The sequence below is a fragment of the Paenibacillus thailandensis genome (genome assembly GCF_042685365.1).
Classification (GTDB): Bacteria; Bacillota; Bacilli; order Paenibacillales; family Paenibacillaceae; genus Paenibacillus_AP; species Paenibacillus_AP thailandensis.
Map to the genome: position 1 here is coordinate 182,878 of NZ_JBHUMY010000001.1, position 24,226 is coordinate 207,103.

Below are 24,226 nucleotides of genomic sequence, written 5' to 3' on the forward strand. Positions count from 1 at the left end.
GTCAGTTAGGTCAAATTGATAAATGTTACTTGATGATCCGATACATTGACAGGTCATACTGAGAATCAGTCAGGGAGGACACTAATCTTTCTCCATTGTTATCGAATGCGATCTCCTCAAGGTTTTGGTTCGAAAGAAACGCTCCCTCAATGTTGCTGATCTCCCCTGACTTAATTCTTTGGGATAGTTGCTGTGCGAGGTATTGAGACAGTGAATTTTGTTCATTAGTTCCCTGACCGCCGACTTTATACCCCAAGTCTTTAACGATTTCTGGATGTCGCTTTTTTACTTCGATAGCCAATTGATATGCCGTTATAAATGGGATGCCAAAGTGATGATCGGGTTTACTCTGATAAGTTATTTCAGAAAGAATATCTACAATTTTGGTTTCAATGTCGTGTTCTTTCCATATACTCACAATATTAACCCCCATAACTGCCATAAAGAATTGTATCCACTTTATCGATACATTCCTTCAATAATCCGAGATCGACTGACATTTCATCAGGCAGAGTAGATGAATAATCAAGCCTCCAGAAATAACGGAAGTGGAATGATCTCGGGTCGACTTGTTGAAACTCTTCGATTACAGAGTCAATAAGCTCACGACCCTCTTTTGTAGTTTCATCCTTGATTTTCTTTCTCACCTTTTCCCATATCTTCGATAAATCGTGATCCATCTTGGTGCTTTTATCATAAATCTTCACATAAAGATTTTTCAGAACAAGCTCTAAATACTGACGATAAAGAAATACAATAGGGAACACATAAGCATCGGCTAAACTGATCCCTAAAACCTTATCAACAAGATCGTCCGCTGCATCTTTATACCCCGAGATGTATCCGAATTGCTTCAATCCCTCAATACCTAACTCTTTCTCAACATTGCTTTGCCAGCCAATATTGACCATATTAGTTCCAGTACGAAATTTATCCTTAAATATCTTCTTGCTCATCTTCAATCACCTCCGATCTACAAAATGGCTTTCAACTTGCGTTGGAAATCTGACGTGAAAACATTTTTACTGACAGCATCAGCAAACAGCATCAGGAGTTCGTTCTCATTAATATCAAGCGGTCTTAAGATCAATCGTTCGTTATCATTTTTGTTCTTCTTGTAGTAGGCGAAGCGAATCTCATCTTCACCACTTGTCTTTACAGTTATCCGTTCGATGGTGCAAATGAATTCACCAAGCTCCAGCCGTCCCTGCTTCAAGAGATCGCAATAATCAGTACTCTTTAATATCTCCGTCTTTTCCTGTGTTTCTTTATGCAGGTCGATTACCCCAAATTCAACTAAGAGCTTCGATAAAGCCAAGTTGATTAGGGAGTTCTTACTCATTTTCGTCTTGTCGGCAAGGTTAGTCAGTGCATCATCAATGTCCTGGGATAGAGACAAGTTCAGTCGAGTTTTTTCATCCATCTTTAACACCTCATATCAATGTCGTTTTCACTTATGGTGTCATTTTAACACATTATGCAAAAGTGAGTCAATGCCCCGAACTGAAAAATGGTGCAATTGTGCCTTGCTTAATGCTAACCATCATCGATAGGTATCTCAGTTCCATCTTTGTTAACACTCCAGCGGTTGTCCTTATTACGAACGATGGCAAAACCGTTCTCGAAGTCCCTGATGATCTCGTCAAATTGAGAGGGGATGATCAGCTTGCCCTTCAAGTCGATGAACCCCCCCCACTTGCCATCGAAATTCTGTACAGCCGCTAATCCATTATGAAAGTAACCCGCGTTGGCGTACTGGAGTGGGATGACTTCATCTCCGTTCAGATCAATGTAGCCGTATCCTGTGGGAAGGTTTGCGTCTCTAACCAAAGCAAAACCTTCATGGAAACCGCTTACCGATTGATACCCCCTTGAGAAGGGAACGACGAAATTACCGGCTTGGTCGAGGATACCGACTAAACCATTTCGATCCTCAGTACGGATTAAACCGTGTTCGATTGGAGCAAAGTACTGGCACTCGCAAGGGACGATCTCGTTTCCTTGGGCATCGATTAAACCATAGAAGTACTGATCCGCGCCATACTCGTTGCTCTGGAGCTGCTTGATAACTGCTAAGCCTGGCTTAAACTTGACGGATGTTTGTACGAGATACTTTGGATTATTCAGTACACTCTTCCTCTCTGGAATGAATTTGTGATACTACTTATATTGCTAAACCTCTTAATTTAAGTCCTCCAATAGAATCAACTCCTTACGAATGTCCTCAACTCCATCAGAAGGCAAACCTAAACCGTTACCCCCTAAGTCAGCAACCACTCCTAAAGGAAGTGTGATTGCTAACTTTCTAAGATTTCATCTCGCATGATCGACCAATATTAGCCTGGATAAACTTTACCGATAATTAACTTTCGGCAACTGATAAAGATAAGTGCCGAATTTTACGTAATCTTAACCTTGTTACTTTTTAAGAAAATCCAACAAATTTGAGTCCATCACCGAATGCTTCAAGATCTTACCCCTACAAGCATCGGATAGAGTCTTATAAAAGAATGATATGATATCCTGACTATTTATCCGAAACTTACCTTTCGGATTTTCAAATTGCATGATGTTGGTCGGAACATAATAATAGGTCGTCATATCGAAATAGACTTCGTCAAGCTGGGAGAGGGTGCTGCTCGAAACAAAGTATACTCGACAACCCGATTTTCTTAACTTCTCAACTATCTTCTTATCCTGTTCCGACAGTAAGCACTGATCAACCTCATATTCATCAACATATTGTTTTACTGGAGTTCCCTTCCTAAAACTGTCAATGTAAAAGTTATCCAAACCCATGACCTTCATAAACCCAACTGCCAGTTCTTTACTGAGATCTTCCCCAATCTTCCTTAACTTCGCCTTGGACGGATAGGGTGGCAGAGTGTCCAAATAGTCGATTAGACCAAGTATCACTTGATACATCCGCTTGTACTCTGGCTGTAACTTCTCGGCATTGATATTTCTCAAATCGTTAAAAATAGCTTCCATTTGTTTTCCTCCTCGGGATAGTAGTTGCCGTTACAGGCACATCTTTATATCTCAACCTCTTAAAACAACTCAATCCGGCACTTTCAGGTGAGCTAACTGCCTCGAAAAAGGCAGTTAGCCCCTAACCCTAGTTACTTGCCAAGCGTTACCTCCAGTCCGATCTTCAAGGAAGGCGGCTTAGGATGCATACCCCACATAATATCCAAACGGGGGAGAGTGCCTAATACCATCGCCTTTGCCATGTCGAACTCTCCCATCGTCCAAGGCTCGGTGGTGCCAAGAACCTTCAGGTAATCCTTGAAGCCATACCGAAGTGAATTCTTGATTTCATAGGCAGCTACGATTTCGGTTTCTTCATCAAGAATAATTACAGGGATGTGCATTTGGTTTGCTAAACCTTCAAAGAGTTGATGCCCGAAACCCCCATCAGCATGGTAGTTCAACCACGACTCCAGATACCATTCGCGCCCGATCTTTACCATCAGGCTAAAGAGATATACATCATTGAGAGCGAATGGGGCAACTCGGATATTGATCTGTGGGTTCGCACCGAAGCTGCCGCGCATGCTTTTGTCTGTCTTAATGAAAAGGGCTGGTCTCAAAACGGTTCCGCTGTCATTCGGAATCATGTCTAGCCCCATCGCTCCTGGCGACATGTACTCGAAGTGGTCAATAATGTTACCGCCGGTGGTTACCTCAATCGTTAGCATTGTCATTCCCTCCAAAAAGTTATTTGTTGAATCTACTTATAATGCAATACCTCTTAAAACATTTCCTCAGGTCTTGTTCAACTCCGCCAAATACAAAAGATATACCCCATGGGGTGGAGATGATGCCTGGACTTGCGATTTTTCATACCGATCTTCCTCCTTAAAATTGGTTGTTGAATTTTTGAAGCTACTTATATTGCTATACCTCTTAATTCAAATCAGTAAGTTGATCCCAACTCCGTTAAGACGCAAATAAATAACCTTAATCCGCGAAAAAAAGGGGCATCCAAAACCCGTAAAACCCCTTGAAGAAGAAAAATCACACCTCGGGGAAGTGTGATTACTGATACTGATATTAAACTCACTGTTTGAGCTGATTTTTTTCTCGTTAATACTCTTTAGGACAATATTTTATCTATGGACGCTTATGTAGCTGCCTATTTTGAAGCCAACTTGTCCAACAGTTCTTCCTTAAGAAGTGAATAAATCCGGTTGTTAATATCCATGTCCTCGATCAATTGTGTTGCATAGGCATACCACTTATGCAAATTGTCGCCCGTGTCTTTTCCTAGTGCGTTACCCCATTGGAATGAAGGGCTGTCCTCGCTGTAGTCAAGATCAAATACGATATAAGGCTTACTCTTTATTGGCTCTTTTTGTCCTCTGGAGATGTCTTTATTTATCAACTTCAACCTTCTTACTGAAGGAAGCCATTCCATCAGATGTCGGCACTCAGAAATGATCATCGGTCTTTCACTTTCCACATATACCCCACGTTTTCGGTAGGTCAGTTCTTTACCGGAATACATCTTGAGGTCTTGAATCTCAATCTTGTAGGACAGGGTCGGATGGACTATCTCGTTATCATCAATACGGAAACTTGCACTCCCGAAACTGCTGTCCTCCATGAAAAGAAGCTTTAGGCGCTCGATATTATATCTCAAGTGAGCTTCAGAAGTAGAAATCAAGATATCCATACTCGATAATACAGATTTACTCAACGACAACTTATCCGTACTAAAGTAATACTGCATCCATGTTGGAACTAATTCCGCATTTCCTGAAGTAAATTCAATAACTACAGATGAATCCTCTTCCTCAAGTTTTAATTGATACCTGTACTGTATCAAATCACCTGAAACTGGCTCATTATACTCTGTGGTGCGTATTGGCTTTGTGAATACCCCTAAATACGAAAGGCTGGTGTTTATCAGTTTTATCTCCATCAATGAGCAACTCCTATTTGAGATTCATATCTCATTATTATCGGTAAATTATGGGGTACTCTTGAGCAAATCTTGAAGCAGTGACCATACATTCGTTAAGCTCGTGCATTTATAAGACGTGGTAATTTGTGTTAACATATATTCAAAAAGAACAGGTGATATATGCATGATCGGTCGGGTTAAGAAATACTTCTCTGAAAAAGGATTTGGCTTTATTGAAAGTGAAGGAACTGACTACTTCTTTCATGTGAGTGAAGTAAAACAAGGTGTCCAATCGATTGAGCCAGGGTTGCAAGTTGAATTCGATGTAACTCCAAAACCAAAGGGACTCACAGCGACCAATGTCCGGGTAAAAGAAACACATAGGGCTACATTTCTCAAGTTCGGTGATACGAGAATAAAAACAACAAATATTAAACAATATGGTATCGATACAGAAAGAGTAAGAAAACAAGAGTGGCAGAAGGCAACTTTTGGAAAGGTATTAGGAGCAATATTTGAGGGTGGAACAATCTCTACAAAAGGAAATGTCTTAGTCAATAATTATGTGGATGTAAAAGTTCTATATGTAACAACTTATCAGGGAGACAACTATAGATTCAGGGAAGATCAGGTTGACTTTGACATCGACGAAAAGTTACGGGAGATAGATGAGCTACTTGCAAACTAAACAATTCAATATAAAAAACGAGAGATGGTGCCGCGCAGACACCATCTCGATTCCATATCGGTAATAGGTGTAGCTATTAATGAAGCCTATCCTTTGAATTCTTCGACAACTCAAACAATACCATGCTCGCGATAGTTTTCAGAACAACTGGTTTATACACCCCCCTGAATTTTCTAGAGGGGTTGCAAACAAAATAATCAGATGAACATTCGCTGTCATCGATAAGAAGCTTCATAGTTTGATAGGTGGAATGCGACTTGTCGACTGTTTCCTCAACGTAAGAGAGCACCTGTTCTTTGATAGCGGTATCGATAGACATATCTTCTTCAAATATTCCCTTCCTAAAGAAAAATGTATCGATACCTTTAACGAAATTACCCGAAAGGCGGCTTCTGTTTACCAGATCAAGCAATTCTTCAACAGACTTAAGGGCATCTCTCAACTCATCGTCTGTTAACTCATTGGTTTTTAACATTTTATTATCCTCCCGTTTTCGAGCTCACAATCTCTTCTTTAGCCCATCAATTGGAGTATGATTACCCCGTTACCATAATACTTTCAGGCTCTTGCAAGATCCGCTTCAGAGTCTGAACCTGCTTTTCGTCTAAATCATCTATTTGTTTAGCCTCCATTCTCAAAGCCCACCACAAGGTGCTTTGGATTGAACAACTCCCACATGTTCTTGGGGAAATGACCTTGAATGCACCCATCTTAGGCGGGTAATCCCAACCTTTCTTATAACCCTCTTCAGAAGTGAGAAGCTCGTCTACTCCACAGGATTCGCAGATGTGACGGATTAGCATACTCTCCTCACTCCCAGTCTCGATGTTTGCTTTTTATTGCCTCTCTAACTGAATCTAATAATTCTCTGTCCTCTTTTGACTTTCTCAGCACACAGCGAATCAACATGGTCAATAATGCTTCGTCGGAAAGTTCCTCTTCATGACTATTTGTTTCAACCTCTTCAGCGCTTCCTCGAAAGAGTGAGTTGTGACGAACTAGATCAGATAATGGTCCGTTTGCTAAATAACTGCTGTAAACCTTGAGTGCACGATTTGGAGTGTTAAGAATTGCCTCACTCTCCAAGACGATCTTAATCTCACTTACTCCTGAACTATTATCGACCACACACTCTGTAATCGCTTTAGGATTTTTACTGCGTTTTGATACCGAGTTGTAATACTCCGGTCCATCAATTTCAATTGCTTTAAGATATTCATCCTGTCTAAGATCAACTGTCTTACGAAGTGAATCGTCTGAAAGCCACAATATACAGGTATATCTGTGCATCGAGTATCGCCTCCCCATTGACTACTTTATTACCGTCAAAGTTATTGTAAGCTTTATGATTATCTTTGTCAACCACTTGTCCGAATGCGCGTTATTTTAGATATAACTAGACATTAATTTCTGCCATCGTAAACAGAAGCACCTGATTGGTTACCATAAACGGGATGAATGGGTAGAGAGGTCAGATGGGGGTGAAGGGGATGATCGGGAGATGCTAATGGGAGGGCGTGATTCTCTCTTAGGGGTCGAATAGACCCATTGCCTCAACTGTCGGGTTGACCTGCAATCCGTAAGCTTTGTTTCTTCTTACCATTAATTGTAGTCGTTATTGGTTAGACTTCTTCTCCTTTAATGTGTATTTGCTCTTTAACCATCTCCAAAAATGATTTCGTCTCCATTCGATTTCAAAAATATCGGTTTGACCGTAAAGCAACCTGAACTACAAGAAACACCCAAGCTGGATACGAAATCCAACTTGGGCGTTTCTCACCAAATGCTTTCCGGTTTTGAGATCCTAGATTCTGGTCTAAAATATAATGTTATTCTTACAATACCGAGAAAGACTAATGAAACGATAGAATCGTAAAGCAACCTATCCATGCCAGCCCAGAACGAATCAACCATCCACATCTCCTCCAAACTTTGACTTTTTATTTTTCCCTTCACTGTTTGTAAGAAATATCAAATGCTAACTGCAAAAATTGATTCCAACTCCCGACAGTCGTGATATGAAATTCAGGAGTAAAGCTGTCGAATACCGATAAATATCCGTTCAGAGAAAATTAACTGCACTTTACTTCAAAATCTCAAGTTACCCCGTTACAAAGAAACGGAGTGCTCAGCCAGCCCGAACACTCTGCAAGAACGCCCCCAACTCAATGGGAACATGATGGTATGGCGAGGTAATGTAATTCAAGTCAAACTCGCGACTACGTTGATATAAATTGTGCCTCGTTCTAACAGCATCACGCCTAATCTGCGGGTGAACCGAGTATAATGGCTTTCCATAATGATTAATGGCTGTATAATGATCGCAAAGATTATGCAGATCAATAAATAGCGAACTCATATTGATCGTAACCCCTTGCTCCACGCAAAAGTGATAGAACTCCTTAAACTCCTTCCAAGTCTTTATACAATTTTGAAGAAACACCATCCGATGCCCCCCTAAATCCAAGTACGACTTCTTAAGTTGATTGGGATCAAGCGGATAGTCATCGGAAAACAGTTCACTATAGTGACCGACGAGCGTTTGAATATGCACCTTGCTCCGTAGGTCTATGATGATTACCGCCATGAAATGATCTGGTCTTCTCAGAATGGTTGATTCAGTCGTCATATACCCTCAACTCCTATTCATCACTCAGAAATGCTTCTTCAAATTGATAAATCGGGCATGAGCTACATTGAAAAAACATCATTAGCGAATTGGGCTGCATAACCTTCTTACAACATATTGAGCCGCAGGAACGCATCAACTCCGATAATTTCCCGAAATGACCGTTGGCTTTGAAAGTCATCAGATCAAGTGATTTATGAATCTTATCGATCTCTGATTTAAGCTCCGATAAATCTTGGGGAGCGCATAATCCATGCTCAACCCCGATTACCTGTAACGACTCCACTTTCGCTAGTGCCAATTGAAAGGATTGCCTCACTTCCTTAATTTCCATGTTACCTTTTGCCAATGCCTACACCACCCTTAAGGACACATATACCTCACCGTCTAACATCGATGAGTAATAACCCCTTACTTTGGAGATCAGTTGCCGACTCCAGATCCCCGAAATGCAGAACCCCTTGAAAGCGACCTGAATCAGCGTCATGAATTAGGTGATCCCATTCTAATCTTGAACCGGCTCGGTCGATATAGGAATCGATGATGACAATGTTGCTTGTAGAGTACTTGAACTCGAATACCTTCTTGAGCATCATTGCGATTTCTCGATCTGCATCTTCTTTATTGACGGAAGCAGACCACAAATAGACTGCCGCGGCGAAGGTGTCGCCGTATTTTTCAAGTTCCGTATAGACATCCACGCTATCAACCCCAGTTGGCTGAACTTGCTCTATAGAAGCGTGGGTTCACCGCCGAGCTTAGAAAACCAGTAACCTTGAAAAGCATCAGCTACCAAGGTCATACGTTCAAACTGCACTCGGGAATTAATACCACCTGCGAGGATCTTGATCCCCATTTCCCTGTACGGCTTCATCAGATTTGACACCGTCTTTAAGATTTCATCATCAATCATGCAAGATTGAATCACATTATCCGCTAACTTAATAATTGTTGGGCGAAGATGGAGCAGAAACGGTAATGATAAGAAGCTTTGACCGAAGTCAGCAAGTGCAAAGCTAACCCCCTGAGAGGATAATTGGTCATACCTCCCCATGACAAAACCGTTCAGCCAAACCACAGGGGGAGTTACCGTTAAAATCACTTCATGTCCCCTGGGCTGAGGTAAAGAACTCGGATAGGGATCAGATACGTTGGGATATGTGTTGAGGATCAACGGAAGTGAAGCCTTGTAAGACTCAATTGCTAACTTCTTATAATACCGATCCATGTTGGCTTGAACCTCGTGTAATTCTGAAGCATGAAACTCAAAGTCCTCCTGATTTGGATTATTCTCTTCTAGTGATATTAACGCTTCGTAAGCGATAATTCTCAGACCTGAATCAACAACAGGAATGAAATCAACATTGATTCCTATCTCCGATAAATTAAACTTGTCCATATTGACTCCTCCGTTTCCTGAGCTCACGCTTAATAGTACTTTCACTGATACGGGTAATACTTACGACTTCTTTCATACTGTGGGTTTGAAGCAAGCTAATCGCATGATCCAGTTGAAGCTTCGTAAACTTAGGTGGGCGTCCTTCTCGAAAACCGGATTTCTGCTTAGCGATAGCTTTTCCCTCAGCAGTACGTTCAATAATCAAGTCGCGCTCGAACTCAGCGAAAGCAAAGAAGATATTACGGATTAATTTACTGGTTGGCGTGTTATCCAAGATCCCAATGTTAAGGATATGAATCCTAACACCGCGCTCTATTAACTGATTGACGATTTTTACACCCTCGATCATTGAACGAGCAAAACGATCCAATTTAGTTACAACCAATGTGTCGCCCGCCTTCAACAATCGAAACAACTTAGAGAACTCAGGGCGATCCATTTTCGAGCCAGTGAAATTATCGACAAAGATGAAAGACTGATCGACCCCCTCAGCAAGCAGTAAATTCACCTGATGCTCTAAGCTATTTCCATGCTTGGACTGTCCGACCGTACTTACTCGGGCATAGCCATATTTCGGCATAATTCAGACCACCACCTATGATTATTCGGATTCATTTATGACCCCCAGTTTTGACACCGCCTAAACCCGCATTCCACCGTCCCGAAATTGGACGGAATTGAACAGGGCAAAACTTAAGAGTTATGAACCATTAGACTATCGGTTTTGAGCCGACTGAGCTGAAAGAAGGAGAAGTGTGCTTTAAGATACTCCTATTTGCAGATGCTTCAATCGTTCTAACATGTGGGGATACGGTACGGCTTTAATATCGAAAAAAGAAGGGATGAGTCGACATACCCCATTGAAGGGGAGTAGGGTTATTACCAACCGCCATACCGCATCCTTATTACATGTATTCTTAATCTAAATCCGACTGCCAAAATAGAAATAGTTCTCCGGCATCTGATCAACTTTTTCTAATAGCTATAAATAAAAGAGCAGTATTGAACTCGACCAGCGAATTCGATACTGCCAAATTTAAGCTGTTATTGATCACCGCAGATTCAAGATCAATTCCTTATTACTCGCTACCTTCTGCTCGAACATTTCCCTTGCAAACTTGATTTCCCTGTCGGTCTTCGCTTTCATAATTTCCTTAACCGCCTTGTGAGCAAGCGATCTCATTACTCCGTCAATACGATAAAGAACCATCTGAAGTTGATTAGTAGGCATATTCAAGTGACGAGCTGCTGACCTTAATCCCGATAAATAACCACGCTCATGATACTCTTGGCTAAATACTTCAAAGCACTTCTTCATTGTTGGTGGTAAATTGTTCTTAAATCCACCTTGCAGAAAAGGGTAGGTGTGGTCAATCGCTGACCCCATGAAAGCCAAGATATAATCGATTGCACGAAATCTCGCCTCAGCTACCTCTTTATCATATTGCGAAGGGAATACCTTACCTTTAGCTCTAGCTTCAGCATGGCATTTGTTGAAACAGTTCTCTAAATAGAGAAGGAACCTCATTTGAACCAGTCCTTTCAGTCTTGATAATCAACAAATAGAAGGGCGACCCCATCGAGGATTTTCAACGGCGACAAGGATTGCCCTGAACGAGTTTCTACTATAGTAATGTAAACAAAATAGCGAGAAGGGGAAGTGTGTTTTTAACGCGCCAATGGGAAGTTTTATGGACACGTTACCGGCAGAGCATTTTCGTTCAAGATGAAAGAGAGCTTATCCCATTTAAGCGTGAAACGGCTTGTAATCGATTTTTCCCTGCAAACCGAACCGCTGATACAATAAAATCGATTGTAGAGACACGTAAGAGCGAAAAGGATGGGGGAGTGGGTAGAGTGGGTAGAGTGGGTAGAGTGGGTAGAGTGGGTAAACCGTCAACCCCGTATGGACTCCTTTTCTTTAACTCTCCGAAGTCTTGGAATTCTACCACCTGATACATAGACGCCATCTTGACGAATACGATAAATATACTCCGCCCCAATTCTAAACCGATCCCATAATGCCTTGATTCCGGATTTCTTGGCTACCTCGACTTGCTCAGGTGTGAGGATACAAAACTTATTATTCATATTCGGCATTGGATAACCAGTCTGAGCTACAATTTGATGAGTGCGCTCTGTCCGCATTTGGACAAGCTCATTAAAGATTTGCTCAATGCTCTTACCTTTAGAGAATAAACCCCTCAAAGTTACCCTAAGATCAGCGGGATAACCATCCTCAGAAACCCAAATCCTTTACCATTGACTCTACTATCGATGACGATAGCTCTGGTACTCATACTGATCGCCTCACTTTTGTAGAATAAAATCTTACAATTAAGGTGTTTTTACTCACCTACAAAGTGCAAAAGTAAATAAACTCTGGTTATGGAGAACATATTCACTATCGGTTTTGAACAACCCGCCATTCAGAAAATTAATCAAAGGTTCAAGAACTCTATTTGCTTCATTTGGAAAACATCTGATAAAATAAGACACAATAAAGTTGTAATATGAGGGGGAAGAAAATGTCGGTGGAATATATCTATACCTTTCACGGGGATTCAGACCACAAATACATTTGGGAGCATATAGAAGAAGATCGCTCGTATCGATTATACATAGCAAAAACAAGAGTCCCGCTCCCCATACCCCGAAAAATTAAGGTGGTCTTTAACATTGAAAGTCAAAGGGTTCATACCGGTTTCAGCTTAAAAGACCCCTTGGTGTACTATGTAAACAAATATATGGCGGGCGAGAAATATATTGCTTCTAACAAAAGAGATTCACCTATACCGGTTGTTTATATGCCGCGCTCATTTTTTGAACAGACAAAAACCCAAGATCAACCACCCAAACAACTGCAAATCATTGTGTATTGGAGCGATGAATAACTTCAACCTCAAACATTAAAGGCAGTATAAAAACTCGATGAACGAGTTCTATACTGCCCGATGGTATTTATCCTTCCATTTCGGACTGAGAAATCAAGATGCCGTTCTCATCAACTAAACCTAACTCATAGGCTCTTAATATCGTATTAAAGCGTTGCCGGGCAAATGGATCATATCCGTTATACTGCATGTAGATCTGGTTATTCCTCATTTCTTGTTCCGGTATCGGTCGGTCGTACTTGTCACTGGCGATTTGGTTCTCCTAAATCGCTTCCATAAACTGTTCAAAAGTCATGAAATCTTTACTGTAGCCTTTTCCATTGATTTGACTTTGCACACGATTCGCAATGACCAAATGTGTGTAAGCGGCATATTCCGCTGTGAATCTGCCATTTGCATCAACTGGACTAAAAGTCATATCCATACCCCCGAGAGATTTCATTATTCATAATATCGGTCTATACCACGCAATCCATTAATCGGATTATCAAATCTCAACTACAGATGTCGCGGTCAGTTCATCTTCACTGATCAACCCCGACTCCAACCCAATCATGACCTTGACCACAATTGTGTATTTCCCTGAAGGAACCGACTCTCCCTTGTTATCCTTCAGGTGCCATACCTCATCAAACTCTAACTTTTCGGATTTCTTTAGCTCCCGTTCAATCAAAGCTGTGGTAAATGCTTTATTGTATGACCATCTGTAGACCTCTTCGTCCTTCTCGTTATATACCCATATGTCATACCGTTGACCAGAACCGTAATTGATTATCAAGTCCTTCCTTGAGATGTTCTTGAGTGAAAAATGGATGTCGATTTTCCCGTCAGTTTTTTCCGTCTCCATCGTGGTTTCAAATAATCCCTGCATCGGTCGCTTCTTCTCCAGTAGTTCCTTTTCAAGCTGCGGGTCAAGCCTAATTTCTCGAACCTCGGACTTCGATACATGCTTTGAGTCATCAATGATCTGGATGGGTTCGTTTATCTTCACCTGGGCTTTCGGATTCTCTTTAGCCGGTGTGTATAAGGCTCGACCCCATTTCCCGAAATACAGGAGATCATTGCTGTCCAATGGACTTCCGTATGAGTAAATATTGAAGGTCGCATTCTCGCCTTCACCTTTTTGAGTGTAAACCCCATTTTGACAGTCGAGGTAACCGAGCTTCATGCCTGGTTCTAAATCCGTACTACCTATGGTTTTCAATGTGTAGGTTTGCTGTCCCCATGTAAAGGAACTTGGCGGTTCCTTACAAGATGGAACATCATCGGGCATGGCGATTAGTGTATTCTGAATGTCGCTGCACCCCATTAACCCAAATGTCAGACTGAGTAATAAAACGATATGCTTAGATATCGACATCCTCATTTGAACACCTCAACCTTCTACGTCAAAATAAGTCCACTCACCAACCCCTAATGGAACTGACGAGAACAACTTGGAAAATGTTACATCCTTCATCTAAATAAAAACGGTAATACCGGACTCGAAATTTAAGTACGATATTACCGTTTTGCTACATTAATATCTTAACAAAAAGTCTCCAATATTATCTGTGGCTCAACTAGCTTCCTTCTTAAACCAACCCTCACCCCATATATAATGACCTTCCTTACTCCGAACATATCGACCTGCCTGAAGGATTTCATCAGCTACTTTAAGCTTGAGACTTCCCCTAGGATAGAAAAGTAGCCCTTTACTGTAAATTTCACCATCACTCGGCTTATTAAAGAAATAAACAGGGATCTCATCATTACCTCGTAGCACATTATAATTTTGTGCCAATCCAATTATCTGTTCCTTAGTTAATGCTTTCTCAAATCCATACGCTACTAAAGTACTGCCAAAATCATTTGCTATATCTTCAAGCTCTTTACGTGAGTAATCACCTTTATCAGGTAACCGATGAAAATTAGACACGGAATTCACGCGAATTTCTGCGTCCGCATGACCGAACACATGATCAAACGATTCGTCACTAAAAGCTCTCCGACATGATAATATAACAGCATTCTGCTTAGAAACCCCAAGCGTCTGATATAACCGATCAAGCCCAAATAAAGCTACATTATTTTTGATTGTACTATCTTTACTAGAAGTAATCAGTGCGTAATTTACAGGAACCACTTCACCTGAGTTATTAACTTTCACACCTTGCCAAATATGCATTGCAGATTCCTCCTTATATTTGAGTTACAAACTATGTAATTTTGATCACCCCGCAACTCCAAAAGTTATTTTATATGCCACATATCACTCGAAAGTTCAGAAAGATTGCCTTTAATCTGATTGGAAATATTGAACATATTCAATCATCGTTGTCAAAACCTGCTGACTCAAGACAACGATTTTTGAAAACCCATGCCCCGATGCCCTGAATTCCCCACCTAAGCAAACATTTGTGGGAATTCTTTACGAATTGCTCCGAAGCAATTATCGCATACAATGAGATTCTTCTCGCCTAGTCCGATGAACTTTGCTTGAACCTGATAAGTGACATCAGGCTTTGGATCGGAAGGCAGGAAACTATGGCTGCATACCCCGCATGCTCCTTGTAGCTTCATATAGCATTCAATGCAGAGAGAACCAAGATCATAGGTTAAATGATTAAACAGCTTCTCAGCGTCATTGGAACAAAAAGAACAACTCATATTTTCAACCTCCAGTTAGTCGAAACGCAAAAAAAAACCGCAGACCTCGCCCGTAAAGGCAATGTCTGCGGTGCTTCCGCTTCAAATTGATTATTCTATTAGCTTAAATATACTTGAATGTCCGGTAATATGCAATCTTTTTCCAATCAACATAACTCGGTTACCATATAAAGTCCAAAACTACCGATTTTATTACCGATTGCCGTTTGACTTACACATATACTCTTGATCACGGAAATACTGATCGGATATATCAGTGATGATCTTAGTAGCAGTCGCTCCGTAATAACGATCTTTGTAAACGACCAATAAAACCCCTTCACCATAAAGAATAATCAGCATCGCAAAATTAAATACTGCTGTCCATATCAGCCAAAAGGGATCTGTCTGATATAATCCTAAGAACATAATGAACCACCTATGTATTTAGTTTCCTCCACTGTAGTATAGCTAGGAAATAGGATTCATCAAAATAAAAGTCAAGTGCCAAAGCACCTGACTCATTACCCCTTACCGCCTAATAACTGAATATAAACAATCTTTCTTTTAGTTTCTTGACTTCTTCTTCATAACCCTTGAGGTTTAGTGGATTATTTTCTATAAAGACAGTATCTAGTTTTGGTAACCCGAATAGCGGACTAATATCTTGAATTTGATTACCACCTGCGTAAAAGTTTGTGAGATCCTCAAACTCACTGATGATATTAATATCACTGATTTGGTTGTTTGCAATCGCTAGTGTTGTCATAGATTTCAAATTACGCAAAGCTTCAATGTTCGTAATCTTATTTCCAGACAAATTGAGGTCCTCTATTGTTGTTAAACCTTCCAAGGGGCTAATATCAGAAATCAATTGACAATCATCCAAATAAAGAGTGTGTAGTTTTTTTAGTCCACGTAAAGGACTAATATCAGATATCAGATTTTCACCAAGATAGAGGGAAAACAAACTGCTCAATCCATCTAAAGGACGGATATCGGTTATCTGATTATGACCCATATTAAGGTAAGTTAGGTTAGTGAGTCCTTTTAATGGACTGATATCCGCAATTTTATTAGACTCCAGATTCAGTGCTGTTAACTGAGTTAGTCCACTTAGCGGTCTAACATCATCGATTTTATTATAAGACAAGTTAATACTAGTTGGTTTCGTTAGTCCGCTGAGCCAACGCTCATCACTAATATTATTATACGATACGTCCAGATCCCGTAATTTAGGTAACTCAGTCAATGCTGAGGGATCAGAGATATTATTTTTGCTTAAAATTAAAGTTTCAAGTGATGGAAGGTCAGTAAGTGAACTTATATCCTGAATTTGATTATGCGTTAAATCCAAATACTCCAATGTAGGAAGTTGTCCAAGTGGTCCAACATTACTAACTTCGGAGTTATTGATCTGTAATATCTTCAAATTACTAGCATACTCCAGTCCATTCAAATCTTTAACTAGATTCACTCTTTTATCCATTTTCAACATACTTAAGTTCAACAAATCAGATTGCGTTACCGGCTCGTTTGTTCCCCATTTCCAATGCAACTTGTTTTCTTCGGATATAGTACCTGCCGATCTGTATAAAGCATCCCGAACTGCTTTCTCAAGCACAGGATCAGTGAATTGGATGGCTACATCCGATTCACTTATTTTTGTTGCATTCACATGAATAACAAGCTCTTTATCAGGAGTACGAACACTTGCAATTCTATTGGCACTATCCCAACCTACTTCAGCCCCCAACATTTCACTAGCAAATCTGACAGGAACCATAGTTTTAGAGTTAAACAATTGGGCAGGAACATCTAATTGATGAACTGTGCCATTCACCTTAGCTTCTTTCGAGTCCACCTGCAGAACAATGGTCTTATCATCTTTTTGAGCTGTCACAGTCCTTGTTTTGTTATCCCACGAAATAGTCGCACCTAAATTCTCAAATACATCTCTCATTGGAAGCATAGTACTTCCATTCATAATTACCCCATAATATAAGTGCACCTTTTCTACTGAATCAGAACTAGGATCATTACTTGAATTGGAAGTAGGCTCTTCATTTGAGCTAGAATAACGATCTTTCGTCGTGAATGACCAAGTAATGGTTCGATTTGCACCATAAGTCATAGTTACAGTGTAGGTTTCACCATATTCTAATTCTTCTTTCGGATAGATGAAAAATGCGCCGCTATTCTCAGAGAAAAATGGAACATCTTCACCTTTACTGTTTACTAATCTAGCATCAATATCTTCGATGAGCGGCTCACCGAATACATATTCCGGAGAAAACGAAATAGCAAACCCCGATTTTGATATATTAAACTTCTTTAGCGGATTAAACTCCCCACTGCCCTTGAAATAAGTTTCTACACCTGTTTGACCATCGTAAGGATACATGATAGGTGGGGAATCAATAGGTTTGGATGGACCTCCCCTTACAAAAACAAATATACCCTCAGATACCCCGATGCCTATCTTGTCATCCGCATGATTAAGAAAGGCTAATCTGTCATAAGCAGAATTCATCATATTTTCAACAACAGTATTTAATTTCTCAACCACTGGTGAACCCATAAATATAGCACTAAAGTGAATTTTCTCAGAGACAAAAGCATACATGTCATATCCTGCCGCAGTTGCTCTCTCCCTTACCGATTTTCCGGTAAACCCCTTCTTGGAAGGATCTTCGGAGCCACCTTCTTGATAACCATTTAGTTCAAGATAATCGGCATGATTTTGAGCCGCCTTCGTCAGGTAAGGGTCAAGCTCAAGCTCTTGAATACCAACAGCACGCCGGATCTTATTAAGATAGTCGAGCACTTCCTGAAATTCCTTTGGAATTTCTGCCGCGCTCGCCTTCAGCGGTGCGCCGAAAGAGATACCCCCTAATAAGGATACTGCGAGTATCAATGAAAGCAACTTCCTCATACTTTTCCTCCTCGATATTTATTCCTTACACTACTGTCCTGTCCTTGACTACAGTTTGCCTTAAACGTAACAAAAACCGTACTTGCTGTCTGTCGAGTTTACAGAAACTCGGTATGCGATTCCTATACTGCCGTTTTTATAGACTTTCTACGCTTATTTACAAGATTCAGTTATTCCATGACATACCCCGTTGAGGAATCAATACCAATCGTATTCGTTTTAGAGTCCCAAGTTACACCGAAATCAATGACCGCTGCTACATCACGAAGTTTGAAATAGTTGTTGCCATTGATCAAGTAAGCTGTAAGCTTAACCTCCTTACCGTCAAGATAGATGATCGAAGTTGACAGCGTAGCTTTCTCAGAATTAAACTTTTCAGCAACCGTCAACTCACCGCCAACTTCTTCGTATGGCTTCCCGGATTCAAGAGAAATTGCATTCTTATCTCCATTCCAACCTACTGAAATGCTCTTTTCCGTCCCATTCAAAACCATTGCAAGATCACGAAGTTTGAAGTAATTGTTATTATCGATGTTGTAAGCTTGGAAGGATAACTCCTTACCATTGACCAAGACTTTTGAAGCTGTTGGCTTTGCTGAAACATTCACTGGCTCTTTCTTTGGAGTAGAAGCAGGCTCAGCTTTACCTCCAGAATCTCCAACCACTTGAATGATAAAAGGTGCTGCAGTTGAAATCGTGATGTCAGATCCAAAATTCACAATCCCCTCATAGAAGCCCGGCGAACTTAATACAACCTCGTTACCAGTTACATCAATAGACTTCTTTTCGCGGGATGGTACGAACATTTGTATTAACTCATCGGAGTATATTTCACCATTGGGATAGTAATTGATTATTGATTGTGGGTCATCACCAACAATCTTTAAAGTTACTGCTCCATCAGAAATATACACATATTCGCTTGGAATAAGCTTGACGCTGTGGATCTTCACTACATTTACAATATTGGATAAAGTCACATATCCGCCTTGTTTCGTCTTAATTACCAGATCACTCGCCGCGCTCGCCTTCGGTGGTGCGGCGAAAGAGATACCCCCAATCAGCAAAGAAAAAACTACCATCAACGATAACAACTTCTTCATTCTTTCTCCTCCTCGAAATTTATCAACTCTAGAATCGAGAACACATACACATTTTCTTCACGTAGAATCCCATAATGTTGAGGAACCCCTGATATCACAAGACTTTCGACAACTATTGACAATTATAATATACGTATTATTCTTCGCCAACTATAATTCATTATCAAAAATTCGCGCATTATATACCATTAAGGGAATCAACAGTGCAAGGAGTTGTTCCCTACTGTGAAATTAAAAGATGCGCGAGAAAAGAAACGACTTACACAAGAGTATGTGAGTCGTGCAGTTAATATATCCTTAAAACACTATCAAAACATCGAACACGGAATCACAATGCCAACAGTCAACATCGCTCTTCATATTTGCGAAGTCCTTAATGTTGACCCAAGAGAGATTGATGAGTGGAAAGATAGACGTCCCTCAGTGTAATGTGTTCGCAATAACCATTGTAATATTAAACAGAATTCCGTCGTTGGTCTGTCGACTTTACGTCACATTGCCTTGTGGAAACTTTAGGTGAGCAAATACTTGGAATCTCTGTGCATCACCTGACCTTTCATACGAGGGTGAATTTCCGACAAAATTCTTCTTTAGCCTGCCTGATCCAACAGGGGTGTTGTAACTTTAGCGTAAACGAAAAGGGAGTTCCAGAGCTAAAGCAAATCAAAAAAAAGGCGACCCCAAGTTTATCGGGGAAGCCTTACCGAGTTTCTTCTTATATAATGTTAGGGAGCTTATACGAAAATCATTGGGTTGATAGGGTAAGAATGTGTTTAATCATCGGAAATTACCCCAAAAAATCGTCATGCTCTACGGCTGATAATTTCCAGTAAAGTAGACATGGTTTACATGGAGGGACGGGCATGATAGGCTCAGTGGCCTCTGCGAAGCCCGTGGCTTCGCTCTTCGCAATGAAACATGCCCGTAGAGGCTCCATGTCAACCGTGTCGTCAATTTCCAGCTGCAGACGATTTTTATGAGTAACCTGACATGATTTTTTGGGGTAATTTAGCTCGATAAAATACAGGTAAGAAAAAGAACCAGAAGCAATTTCAGAAAAGGCAGACTGTTCTTTCCCTTCATCCCACTCATTGTTGTCAGTTACTTTACTTGATTGAAATTAAGAAAAAATCCAAAACGGGAAGAAAGTCCAATAGTCATCAACAAACATCACAACAATAACTCCCATAACCGTTCCAACCCCTACGGACAATACATAATCCGATTTCCTTTTTATCCATCCTAAGGACAAACCAATTGCTAATGCTAGTGGTATGAATGTCAGACCCACTGTTAGTTGTCCTATCGAAAACCCTGCTATAAAACTGAAAATATATATTCCTATAGCGGTAATCCAGTAATGGCGGTGTTTCCCACTGATAGCAATAATTAAAGACACCATCGCAACAGCTAAAGCGGAAAATGCAATTATAGAAAAGATAAGCATTTTATCCCCTCCATTTTGGATGTTACCATTACCAGCCACTCATTGCTTACTCCAAATATTCTTATACAGGTCGGTCATGGTTAGTTTGACCATGCCAACACCTTCTACGGGCTCTTCATTCGGATCATCCTTGAGAAAGAAGCTGAATGAAAAACAGTCGCCATCCTTGTAATTCATTCCGCATTGTCCCGTTGGTTGAGCATCGTAGGTTTTGCCCTTATACTCGGCGGTCATCTTAGCAGGTGTTGACATGGTGAAGGAATGATCGTTGATCGTCTCATGATGAACCCCCGAAATATGTGTGGCTCCAGAAAGAGAGTACTGTCCGCTTGATCTGAATCCGATATCATAGCCGCCATTCTGTGTATGTTGGAGCCATGAGACGTAGATTCGATGGTCGCCATCAGTGTAGATGTCCTTGCCAATGTTGCTATCAAAATCAGACAGGTTAACCTCCAGTGAATACTTGCCATCGATTAAGTGACCTGACTTATCAGTAAAGTCCCTCGTATTGTTGGCAATATGAGCCATACCACTCGTCCATAAGCCGATTAACCCCGATTACCAGAGAACAGCGATCACCACAGCTGCGAGAAGTGCTGTGATGAAGAATACCATTTTAGCTTTCATGTCAATCGAGACCCCCTCATTTCATTCTAACATAAAAAGAGACAGCCATTTGCCTGCTGTCTCGGATACCGTTCTATAAATTCATACATCATCAGGATCGGCATTATTACTGTTACTGGACAAATAAAAGATGTTGCTGATTAACTTTACCGTCCGGAACTTGTTGTTTAAATTCATGGACTTATCACGAGTTATGACAATAACCTCTTGACGAATTGACGGATCAGCTGCTTCCGCCTCTTTACTCTGGTCTGAAATAATTGCCTTATAAACTTGTCGACCCGACATAAAGAACACAGGACAAACACTTATGAAATCCGTCTTAACGTATATGACAATCACGATCACTACAATAGCCAATGTCACCATCAAATTTATAGCCGAAGCTTGATCTATAGATATCAATGGCAACAGCAAGGTCATTAAAAAGAATGAATAGTCATTTACACTTAAACGTTCATACTTCCTGACCGAGACACTCTTACCTATTTCCTTATCCTTTAATTGGCGATCATAGTCACTGAAAAGCCACATGGCAACCATGCGATAGATGAGCAGTGATATGACGATTATCCCCGCAATAACGATTACGTCAAAGACCGTCTTATCAATATGCTTGGCTAACCACTTCGCCCATTCAGTTTTCTTAAAAAAGTTGTTACTGTCAACGAATCTATAGACCATGATTAGGACTAAGGGAAGGTATGCTGTCGCCCATAAAATGACCTGTTCACGCTTACCCCACATTTTACTCTCCCTCCCAGAGAGGACAATCATACCCCCTAAGAATTATTCTTCGTAAGCAATCGCCACCTTGAAGTCTTCAGATACGAATGACTTTACGATTTTATCAGCAAAGAAGTGCAATAACGCCCTGGGGGAAGCACCCTCTTTAAAAATAATCTTACGGTTATCCAGATCAATATATTCGAACAATTCCCAAATCATGCTGTACTTCTTCTTATACCGTTCCTGCTCAGCTTGATCCTCAGGAAGGTTCGCTTTGATTTGCGACAGCTCATTACATCTAGCCTCGAAATTAGTCTGAATAGCCGTTAAGGTGTCACGTTTAATTTGAGCTAGTCCCCGTGAGTGGATGTACTTTTTACAGGATTCCTCGAATTTCCCTTTGTTTGAATTCTCACCGTCAAAGAACGGCATTGAAATAATGTCAGTCAGATTCCGATCTCGCTGCTCATTAATATGATCTCGGTAATCAAATGCGAACTCGAAATGTCGGACGTTAATAATGAAGATAAAATCTCCGACAATAAAGAAGTCGATGTTACCCCCTAGATCGATCATAGTATCCTCAGTAAAAATAAATTGATTGGCATTTTTAATTGCCCATATCTTCTTACTTGAGGTACGCATACTATTTTTCTTAACCCCGCGATAATAGCAAAAATACGCATCTTGCTCACCTAAGGTTAACTTAACTATTTGAAAACTGGTGTGTTTTTCTGAATACTCAGGATCTGGACTACGCAGTGCTGTGGTCAGCTTTCTAACTTTATCTAAAAGACCCTGATTCTCAGACAACTCAAACCTTGCTATACGGTCATTTATCTTGATTTCATGGTTATAGTTCCCGACTAGAAAAACCTTACTTTCGGTATCGTCAACTTCCTTTAACCCCTGCAAGGTTTTGATGATACTTTTCTTGACCCACTTTATAACATCTGGCGCAAGTTGGATACCCGAGGATTGATAGAAAGAATCAGATTCCTTCTGCACCCTTACAAGGTGAAAAGACAAATCTACTCCATTCAAGGCTTCGTCCGTCAACGCCAAATTGCTGAGTCTATTAATGATATTATCATTGTGGTTTATATCCATTTCATATCGCCTCCCACTCATCAATAATTCGACAAAAGGAAAGGATTTCCTCTATTGCAGTTGCCGAATCGTGTTGAACTGTGGAAGGCGCATATGGGAATGGGAATGGCTTAGTTACCCTTGATAGCGGAGGAAATATCCTCATACAAGGTAATGCAAACTTTCTTTACACCTTCGTATATTGGCATTACTATCTCACTTGCAGAAAGCTCTGAATCGTTAAAATACATGTTAAACACAATTGTAAGGATCAAAATTAAGACAACTATCGCAACAAATTTCCCGATATAACCAACGGCTTCTCTTACCCCATTGTGCAGTGATCGGAAAAGCCACCTGATCGGAGCGACGATAAAGACTCTGACTGCCCAAGGCTCCCTAGACTTGGTACTTGATTGGTGAGGGGCTGCTGGCTTACCGTCTATTGTCAGTCTTCCAACATTGTCCTTTGGCTTAACATATTCAGCCTCCAACTTCTCAACATCATCGAACGGAAGTAGCGGAGCTTCAACTGATTCCTCTTCAATGTCGAGGAAACCCATTGACTCGGTAGAGTGGGTCGAGTGGGTAGACTGGTTGACCGTGATATTGTGTGAACTCATATGGGATCTCGTATCCTCGAACAGCTTGGCACTCTTACTGATATGTTCCTTCAAGTCATCAACCGATGATCTGTCTGGCTCGGGATTGTCCGATTGCTCTGCCGCGGCGATGATTAAACCGAAATTTGGCTTGATCTCATCCTGGGGAACTTGTTCTTCCGGATCAGATATGTCCTGCTGATCGATTGGAGTAGGTTGGTTAGGCTCGGGCTGCGGATCATTTTCGTGCGCTGGCTCTGCTGGGTCGGTCAGAGTCCGTGGATCGGGATCAACGATGGGTGAATGTCGTAATGTAGGATTGATCTCAGTGCCGATGCCAACATCAACTGTTGAGCCGTCAGCGTTATCGAAGAAGGTGAAAGGGAAAATATCCTCATGCTCCTCCGAATCCTTAGTCTGTTCAACGTTTCTTTGTCTGTCTATCGTTTGATGTCTCGTTAGGTTTATCATTGCTTCTTCACCTTCCTCTACTACTATTTATTAGAAATCTCTAAATTCGTCTCCGTAAAGATAAAATGTCCGT

At 40.8% G+C, this 24,226-nt stretch carries 28 protein-coding genes and 1 pseudogene; 3 read left to right on the top strand and 26 right to left on the bottom strand.

The features are described from left to right. Positions 1 to 25: 25 nt before the first annotated feature. The 8 genes and pseudogenes from ACFSW5_RS00790 to ACFSW5_RS00825 all read right to left on the bottom strand — a co-directional run bounded on the left by ACFSW5_RS00790 (position 26) and on the right by ACFSW5_RS00825 (position 4,927). Positions 26 to 418 carry a hypothetical protein gene (locus ACFSW5_RS00790; protein ID WP_139787243.1) on the bottom strand — a complete coding sequence of 131 codons (393 nt, stop codon included), beginning with the start codon at positions 416 to 418 and terminating at the stop codon, positions 26 to 28. A 4-nt stretch (positions 419 to 422) separates the two neighbouring features. Further along, positions 423 to 956 carry a hypothetical protein gene (locus tag ACFSW5_RS00795; protein ID WP_379268682.1) on the bottom strand — a complete coding sequence of 178 codons (534 nt, stop codon included), beginning with the start codon at positions 954 to 956 and terminating at the stop codon, positions 423 to 425. Positions 957 to 973: 17 nt separating this feature from the next. Continuing rightward, positions 974 to 1,423 (bottom strand): hypothetical protein, encoded by a 450-nt coding sequence (locus ACFSW5_RS00800; protein WP_080837081.1) that lies wholly within the window; start codon positions 1,421 to 1,423, stop codon positions 974 to 976. A 113-nt stretch (positions 1,424 to 1,536) separates the two neighbouring features. Next, positions 1,537 to 1,830: a WG repeat-containing protein gene (locus ACFSW5_RS00805; RefSeq protein ID WP_379268685.1), complete on the bottom strand. Its 294-nt coding sequence runs from the start codon at positions 1,828 to 1,830 to the stop codon at positions 1,537 to 1,539. Then, positions 1,831 to 2,148 (bottom strand): annotated as a pseudogene (locus ACFSW5_RS00810) (WG repeat-containing protein); the annotation flags it as partial. It lies immediately after the preceding gene. 270 nt (positions 2,149 to 2,418) lie between these two features. Then, positions 2,419 to 2,991: a hypothetical protein gene (locus ACFSW5_RS00815; protein WP_379268687.1), complete on the bottom strand. Its 573-nt coding sequence runs from the start codon at positions 2,989 to 2,991 to the stop codon at positions 2,419 to 2,421. 131 nt (positions 2,992 to 3,122) lie between these two features. Continuing rightward, a complete protein-coding gene (locus ACFSW5_RS00820) occupies positions 3,123 to 3,701 on the bottom strand; it encodes a hypothetical protein (RefSeq protein ID WP_379268689.1) in 579 nt (192 codons plus the stop codon). Between the two features lie 437 nt (positions 3,702 to 4,138). Continuing rightward, positions 4,139 to 4,927 (bottom strand): hypothetical protein, encoded by a 789-nt coding sequence (locus ACFSW5_RS00825; RefSeq protein ID WP_379268692.1) that lies wholly within the window; start codon positions 4,925 to 4,927, stop codon positions 4,139 to 4,141. A gap of 166 nt (positions 4,928 to 5,093) precedes the next feature. On the opposite strand from ACFSW5_RS00825, the gene ACFSW5_RS00830 reads away from it, so the two are divergent. Beyond that, a complete protein-coding gene (locus tag ACFSW5_RS00830; RefSeq protein ID WP_379268694.1) occupies positions 5,094 to 5,597 on the top strand; it encodes a cold-shock protein in 504 nt (167 codons plus the stop codon). A gap of 76 nt (positions 5,598 to 5,673) precedes the next feature. Here the strand turns inward: ACFSW5_RS00830 and ACFSW5_RS00835 are convergent, their stop codons facing one another. From ACFSW5_RS00835 to ACFSW5_RS00865, 7 genes are all read right to left on the bottom strand, one after another. Continuing rightward, on the bottom strand, positions 5,674 to 6,072 hold the full coding sequence (locus ACFSW5_RS00835) for a hypothetical protein (RefSeq protein WP_379268696.1): 399 nt from the start codon (positions 6,070 to 6,072) through the stop codon (positions 5,674 to 5,676). A 335-nt stretch (positions 6,073 to 6,407) separates the two neighbouring features. Continuing rightward, positions 6,408 to 6,887: a hypothetical protein gene (locus tag ACFSW5_RS00840; protein WP_139787129.1), complete on the bottom strand. Its 480-nt coding sequence runs from the start codon at positions 6,885 to 6,887 to the stop codon at positions 6,408 to 6,410. A gap of 1,352 nt (positions 6,888 to 8,239) precedes the next feature. Beyond that, positions 8,240 to 8,575, bottom strand: coding sequence for a hypothetical protein (locus ACFSW5_RS00845; protein ID WP_379268698.1), 336 nt, complete (start codon positions 8,573 to 8,575; stop codon positions 8,240 to 8,242). Between the two features lie 31 nt (positions 8,576 to 8,606). Beyond that, a complete protein-coding gene (locus ACFSW5_RS00850) occupies positions 8,607 to 8,927 on the bottom strand; it encodes a hypothetical protein (RefSeq protein WP_379268700.1) in 321 nt (106 codons plus the stop codon). A 29-nt stretch (positions 8,928 to 8,956) separates the two neighbouring features. Beyond that, complete coding sequence (locus tag ACFSW5_RS00855; protein ID WP_379268702.1) at positions 8,957 to 9,625, bottom strand: EAL domain-containing protein; 669 nt, start codon at positions 9,623 to 9,625, stop codon at positions 8,957 to 8,959. Beyond that, positions 9,612 to 10,205, bottom strand: coding sequence for a recombinase family protein (locus ACFSW5_RS00860; RefSeq protein WP_379268704.1), 594 nt, complete (start codon positions 10,203 to 10,205; stop codon positions 9,612 to 9,614). Before ACFSW5_RS00860 ends, ACFSW5_RS00855 begins: the two co-directional genes overlap by 14 nt. 471 nt (positions 10,206 to 10,676) lie before the next feature. Continuing rightward, positions 10,677 to 11,153 carry a hypothetical protein gene (locus ACFSW5_RS00865; RefSeq protein WP_080833637.1) on the bottom strand — a complete coding sequence of 159 codons (477 nt, stop codon included), beginning with the start codon at positions 11,151 to 11,153 and terminating at the stop codon, positions 10,677 to 10,679. Between the two features lie 1,000 nt (positions 11,154 to 12,153). On the opposite strand from ACFSW5_RS00865, the gene ACFSW5_RS00870 reads away from it, so the two are divergent. After that, positions 12,154 to 12,519, top strand: a complete 366-nt coding sequence (locus ACFSW5_RS00870) for a hypothetical protein (RefSeq protein ID WP_379268707.1) — start codon at positions 12,154 to 12,156, stop codon at positions 12,517 to 12,519. Positions 12,520 to 12,781: 262 nt separating this feature from the next. Here ACFSW5_RS00870 and ACFSW5_RS00875 read toward each other — a convergent pair whose 3' ends face one another. The 6 genes from ACFSW5_RS00875 to ACFSW5_RS00900 form a co-directional block, all read right to left on the bottom strand. Continuing rightward, positions 12,782 to 12,937 carry a hypothetical protein gene (locus ACFSW5_RS00875; RefSeq protein ID WP_379268709.1) on the bottom strand — a complete coding sequence of 52 codons (156 nt, stop codon included), beginning with the start codon at positions 12,935 to 12,937 and terminating at the stop codon, positions 12,782 to 12,784. Between the two features lie 69 nt (positions 12,938 to 13,006). Further along, positions 13,007 to 13,879 (bottom strand): BsuPI-related putative proteinase inhibitor, encoded by an 873-nt coding sequence (locus ACFSW5_RS00880; protein WP_379268711.1) that lies wholly within the window; start codon positions 13,877 to 13,879, stop codon positions 13,007 to 13,009. 198 nt (positions 13,880 to 14,077) lie between these two features. Further along, on the bottom strand, positions 14,078 to 14,686 hold the full coding sequence (locus ACFSW5_RS00885) for a hypothetical protein (RefSeq protein WP_379268713.1): 609 nt from the start codon (positions 14,684 to 14,686) through the stop codon (positions 14,078 to 14,080). A gap of 674 nt (positions 14,687 to 15,360) precedes the next feature. Then, on the bottom strand, positions 15,361 to 15,576 hold the full coding sequence (locus tag ACFSW5_RS00890) for a hypothetical protein (RefSeq protein ID WP_379268716.1): 216 nt from the start codon (positions 15,574 to 15,576) through the stop codon (positions 15,361 to 15,363). A 109-nt stretch (positions 15,577 to 15,685) separates the two neighbouring features. Then, on the bottom strand, positions 15,686 to 18,082 hold the full coding sequence (locus ACFSW5_RS00895) for a leucine-rich repeat domain-containing protein (protein WP_379268718.1): 2,397 nt from the start codon (positions 18,080 to 18,082) through the stop codon (positions 15,686 to 15,688). Positions 18,083 to 18,252: 170 nt separating this feature from the next. Continuing rightward, the gene (locus ACFSW5_RS00900) at positions 18,253 to 19,185 is read right to left on the bottom strand and encodes a stalk domain-containing protein (protein ID WP_379268720.1); all 933 of its coding nucleotides are present in this window, start codon (positions 19,183 to 19,185) and stop codon (positions 18,253 to 18,255) included. A gap of 225 nt (positions 19,186 to 19,410) precedes the next feature. On the opposite strand from ACFSW5_RS00900, the gene ACFSW5_RS00905 reads away from it, so the two are divergent. Next, positions 19,411 to 19,614, top strand: a complete 204-nt coding sequence (locus ACFSW5_RS00905; RefSeq protein ID WP_080837050.1) for a helix-turn-helix domain-containing protein — start codon at positions 19,411 to 19,413, stop codon at positions 19,612 to 19,614. A 691-nt stretch (positions 19,615 to 20,305) separates the two neighbouring features. Here ACFSW5_RS00905 and ACFSW5_RS00910 read toward each other — a convergent pair. The 5 genes from ACFSW5_RS00910 to ACFSW5_RS00930 form a co-directional block, all read right to left on the bottom strand. Continuing rightward, entirely contained in the window at positions 20,306 to 20,671 is a 366-nt protein-coding gene (locus ACFSW5_RS00910; protein ID WP_379268724.1) for a hypothetical protein, read from the bottom strand. Further along, positions 20,672 to 21,163 carry a hypothetical protein gene (locus ACFSW5_RS00915; protein WP_213084130.1) on the bottom strand — a complete coding sequence of 164 codons (492 nt, stop codon included), beginning with the start codon at positions 21,161 to 21,163 and terminating at the stop codon, positions 20,672 to 20,674. 180 nt (positions 21,164 to 21,343) lie between these two features. Next, positions 21,344 to 22,009 carry a hypothetical protein gene (locus ACFSW5_RS00920; protein WP_379268726.1) on the bottom strand — a complete coding sequence of 222 codons (666 nt, stop codon included), beginning with the start codon at positions 22,007 to 22,009 and terminating at the stop codon, positions 21,344 to 21,346. 42 nt (positions 22,010 to 22,051) lie between these two features. Further along, the gene (locus ACFSW5_RS00925) at positions 22,052 to 23,101 is read right to left on the bottom strand and encodes a Kiwa anti-phage protein KwaB-like domain-containing protein (protein ID WP_379268729.1); all 1,050 of its coding nucleotides are present in this window, start codon (positions 23,099 to 23,101) and stop codon (positions 22,052 to 22,054) included. Between the two features lie 110 nt (positions 23,102 to 23,211). Further along, on the bottom strand, positions 23,212 to 24,153 hold the full coding sequence (locus ACFSW5_RS00930; protein ID WP_379268731.1) for a hypothetical protein: 942 nt from the start codon (positions 24,151 to 24,153) through the stop codon (positions 23,212 to 23,214). Positions 24,154 to 24,226 lie beyond the last annotated feature (73 nt).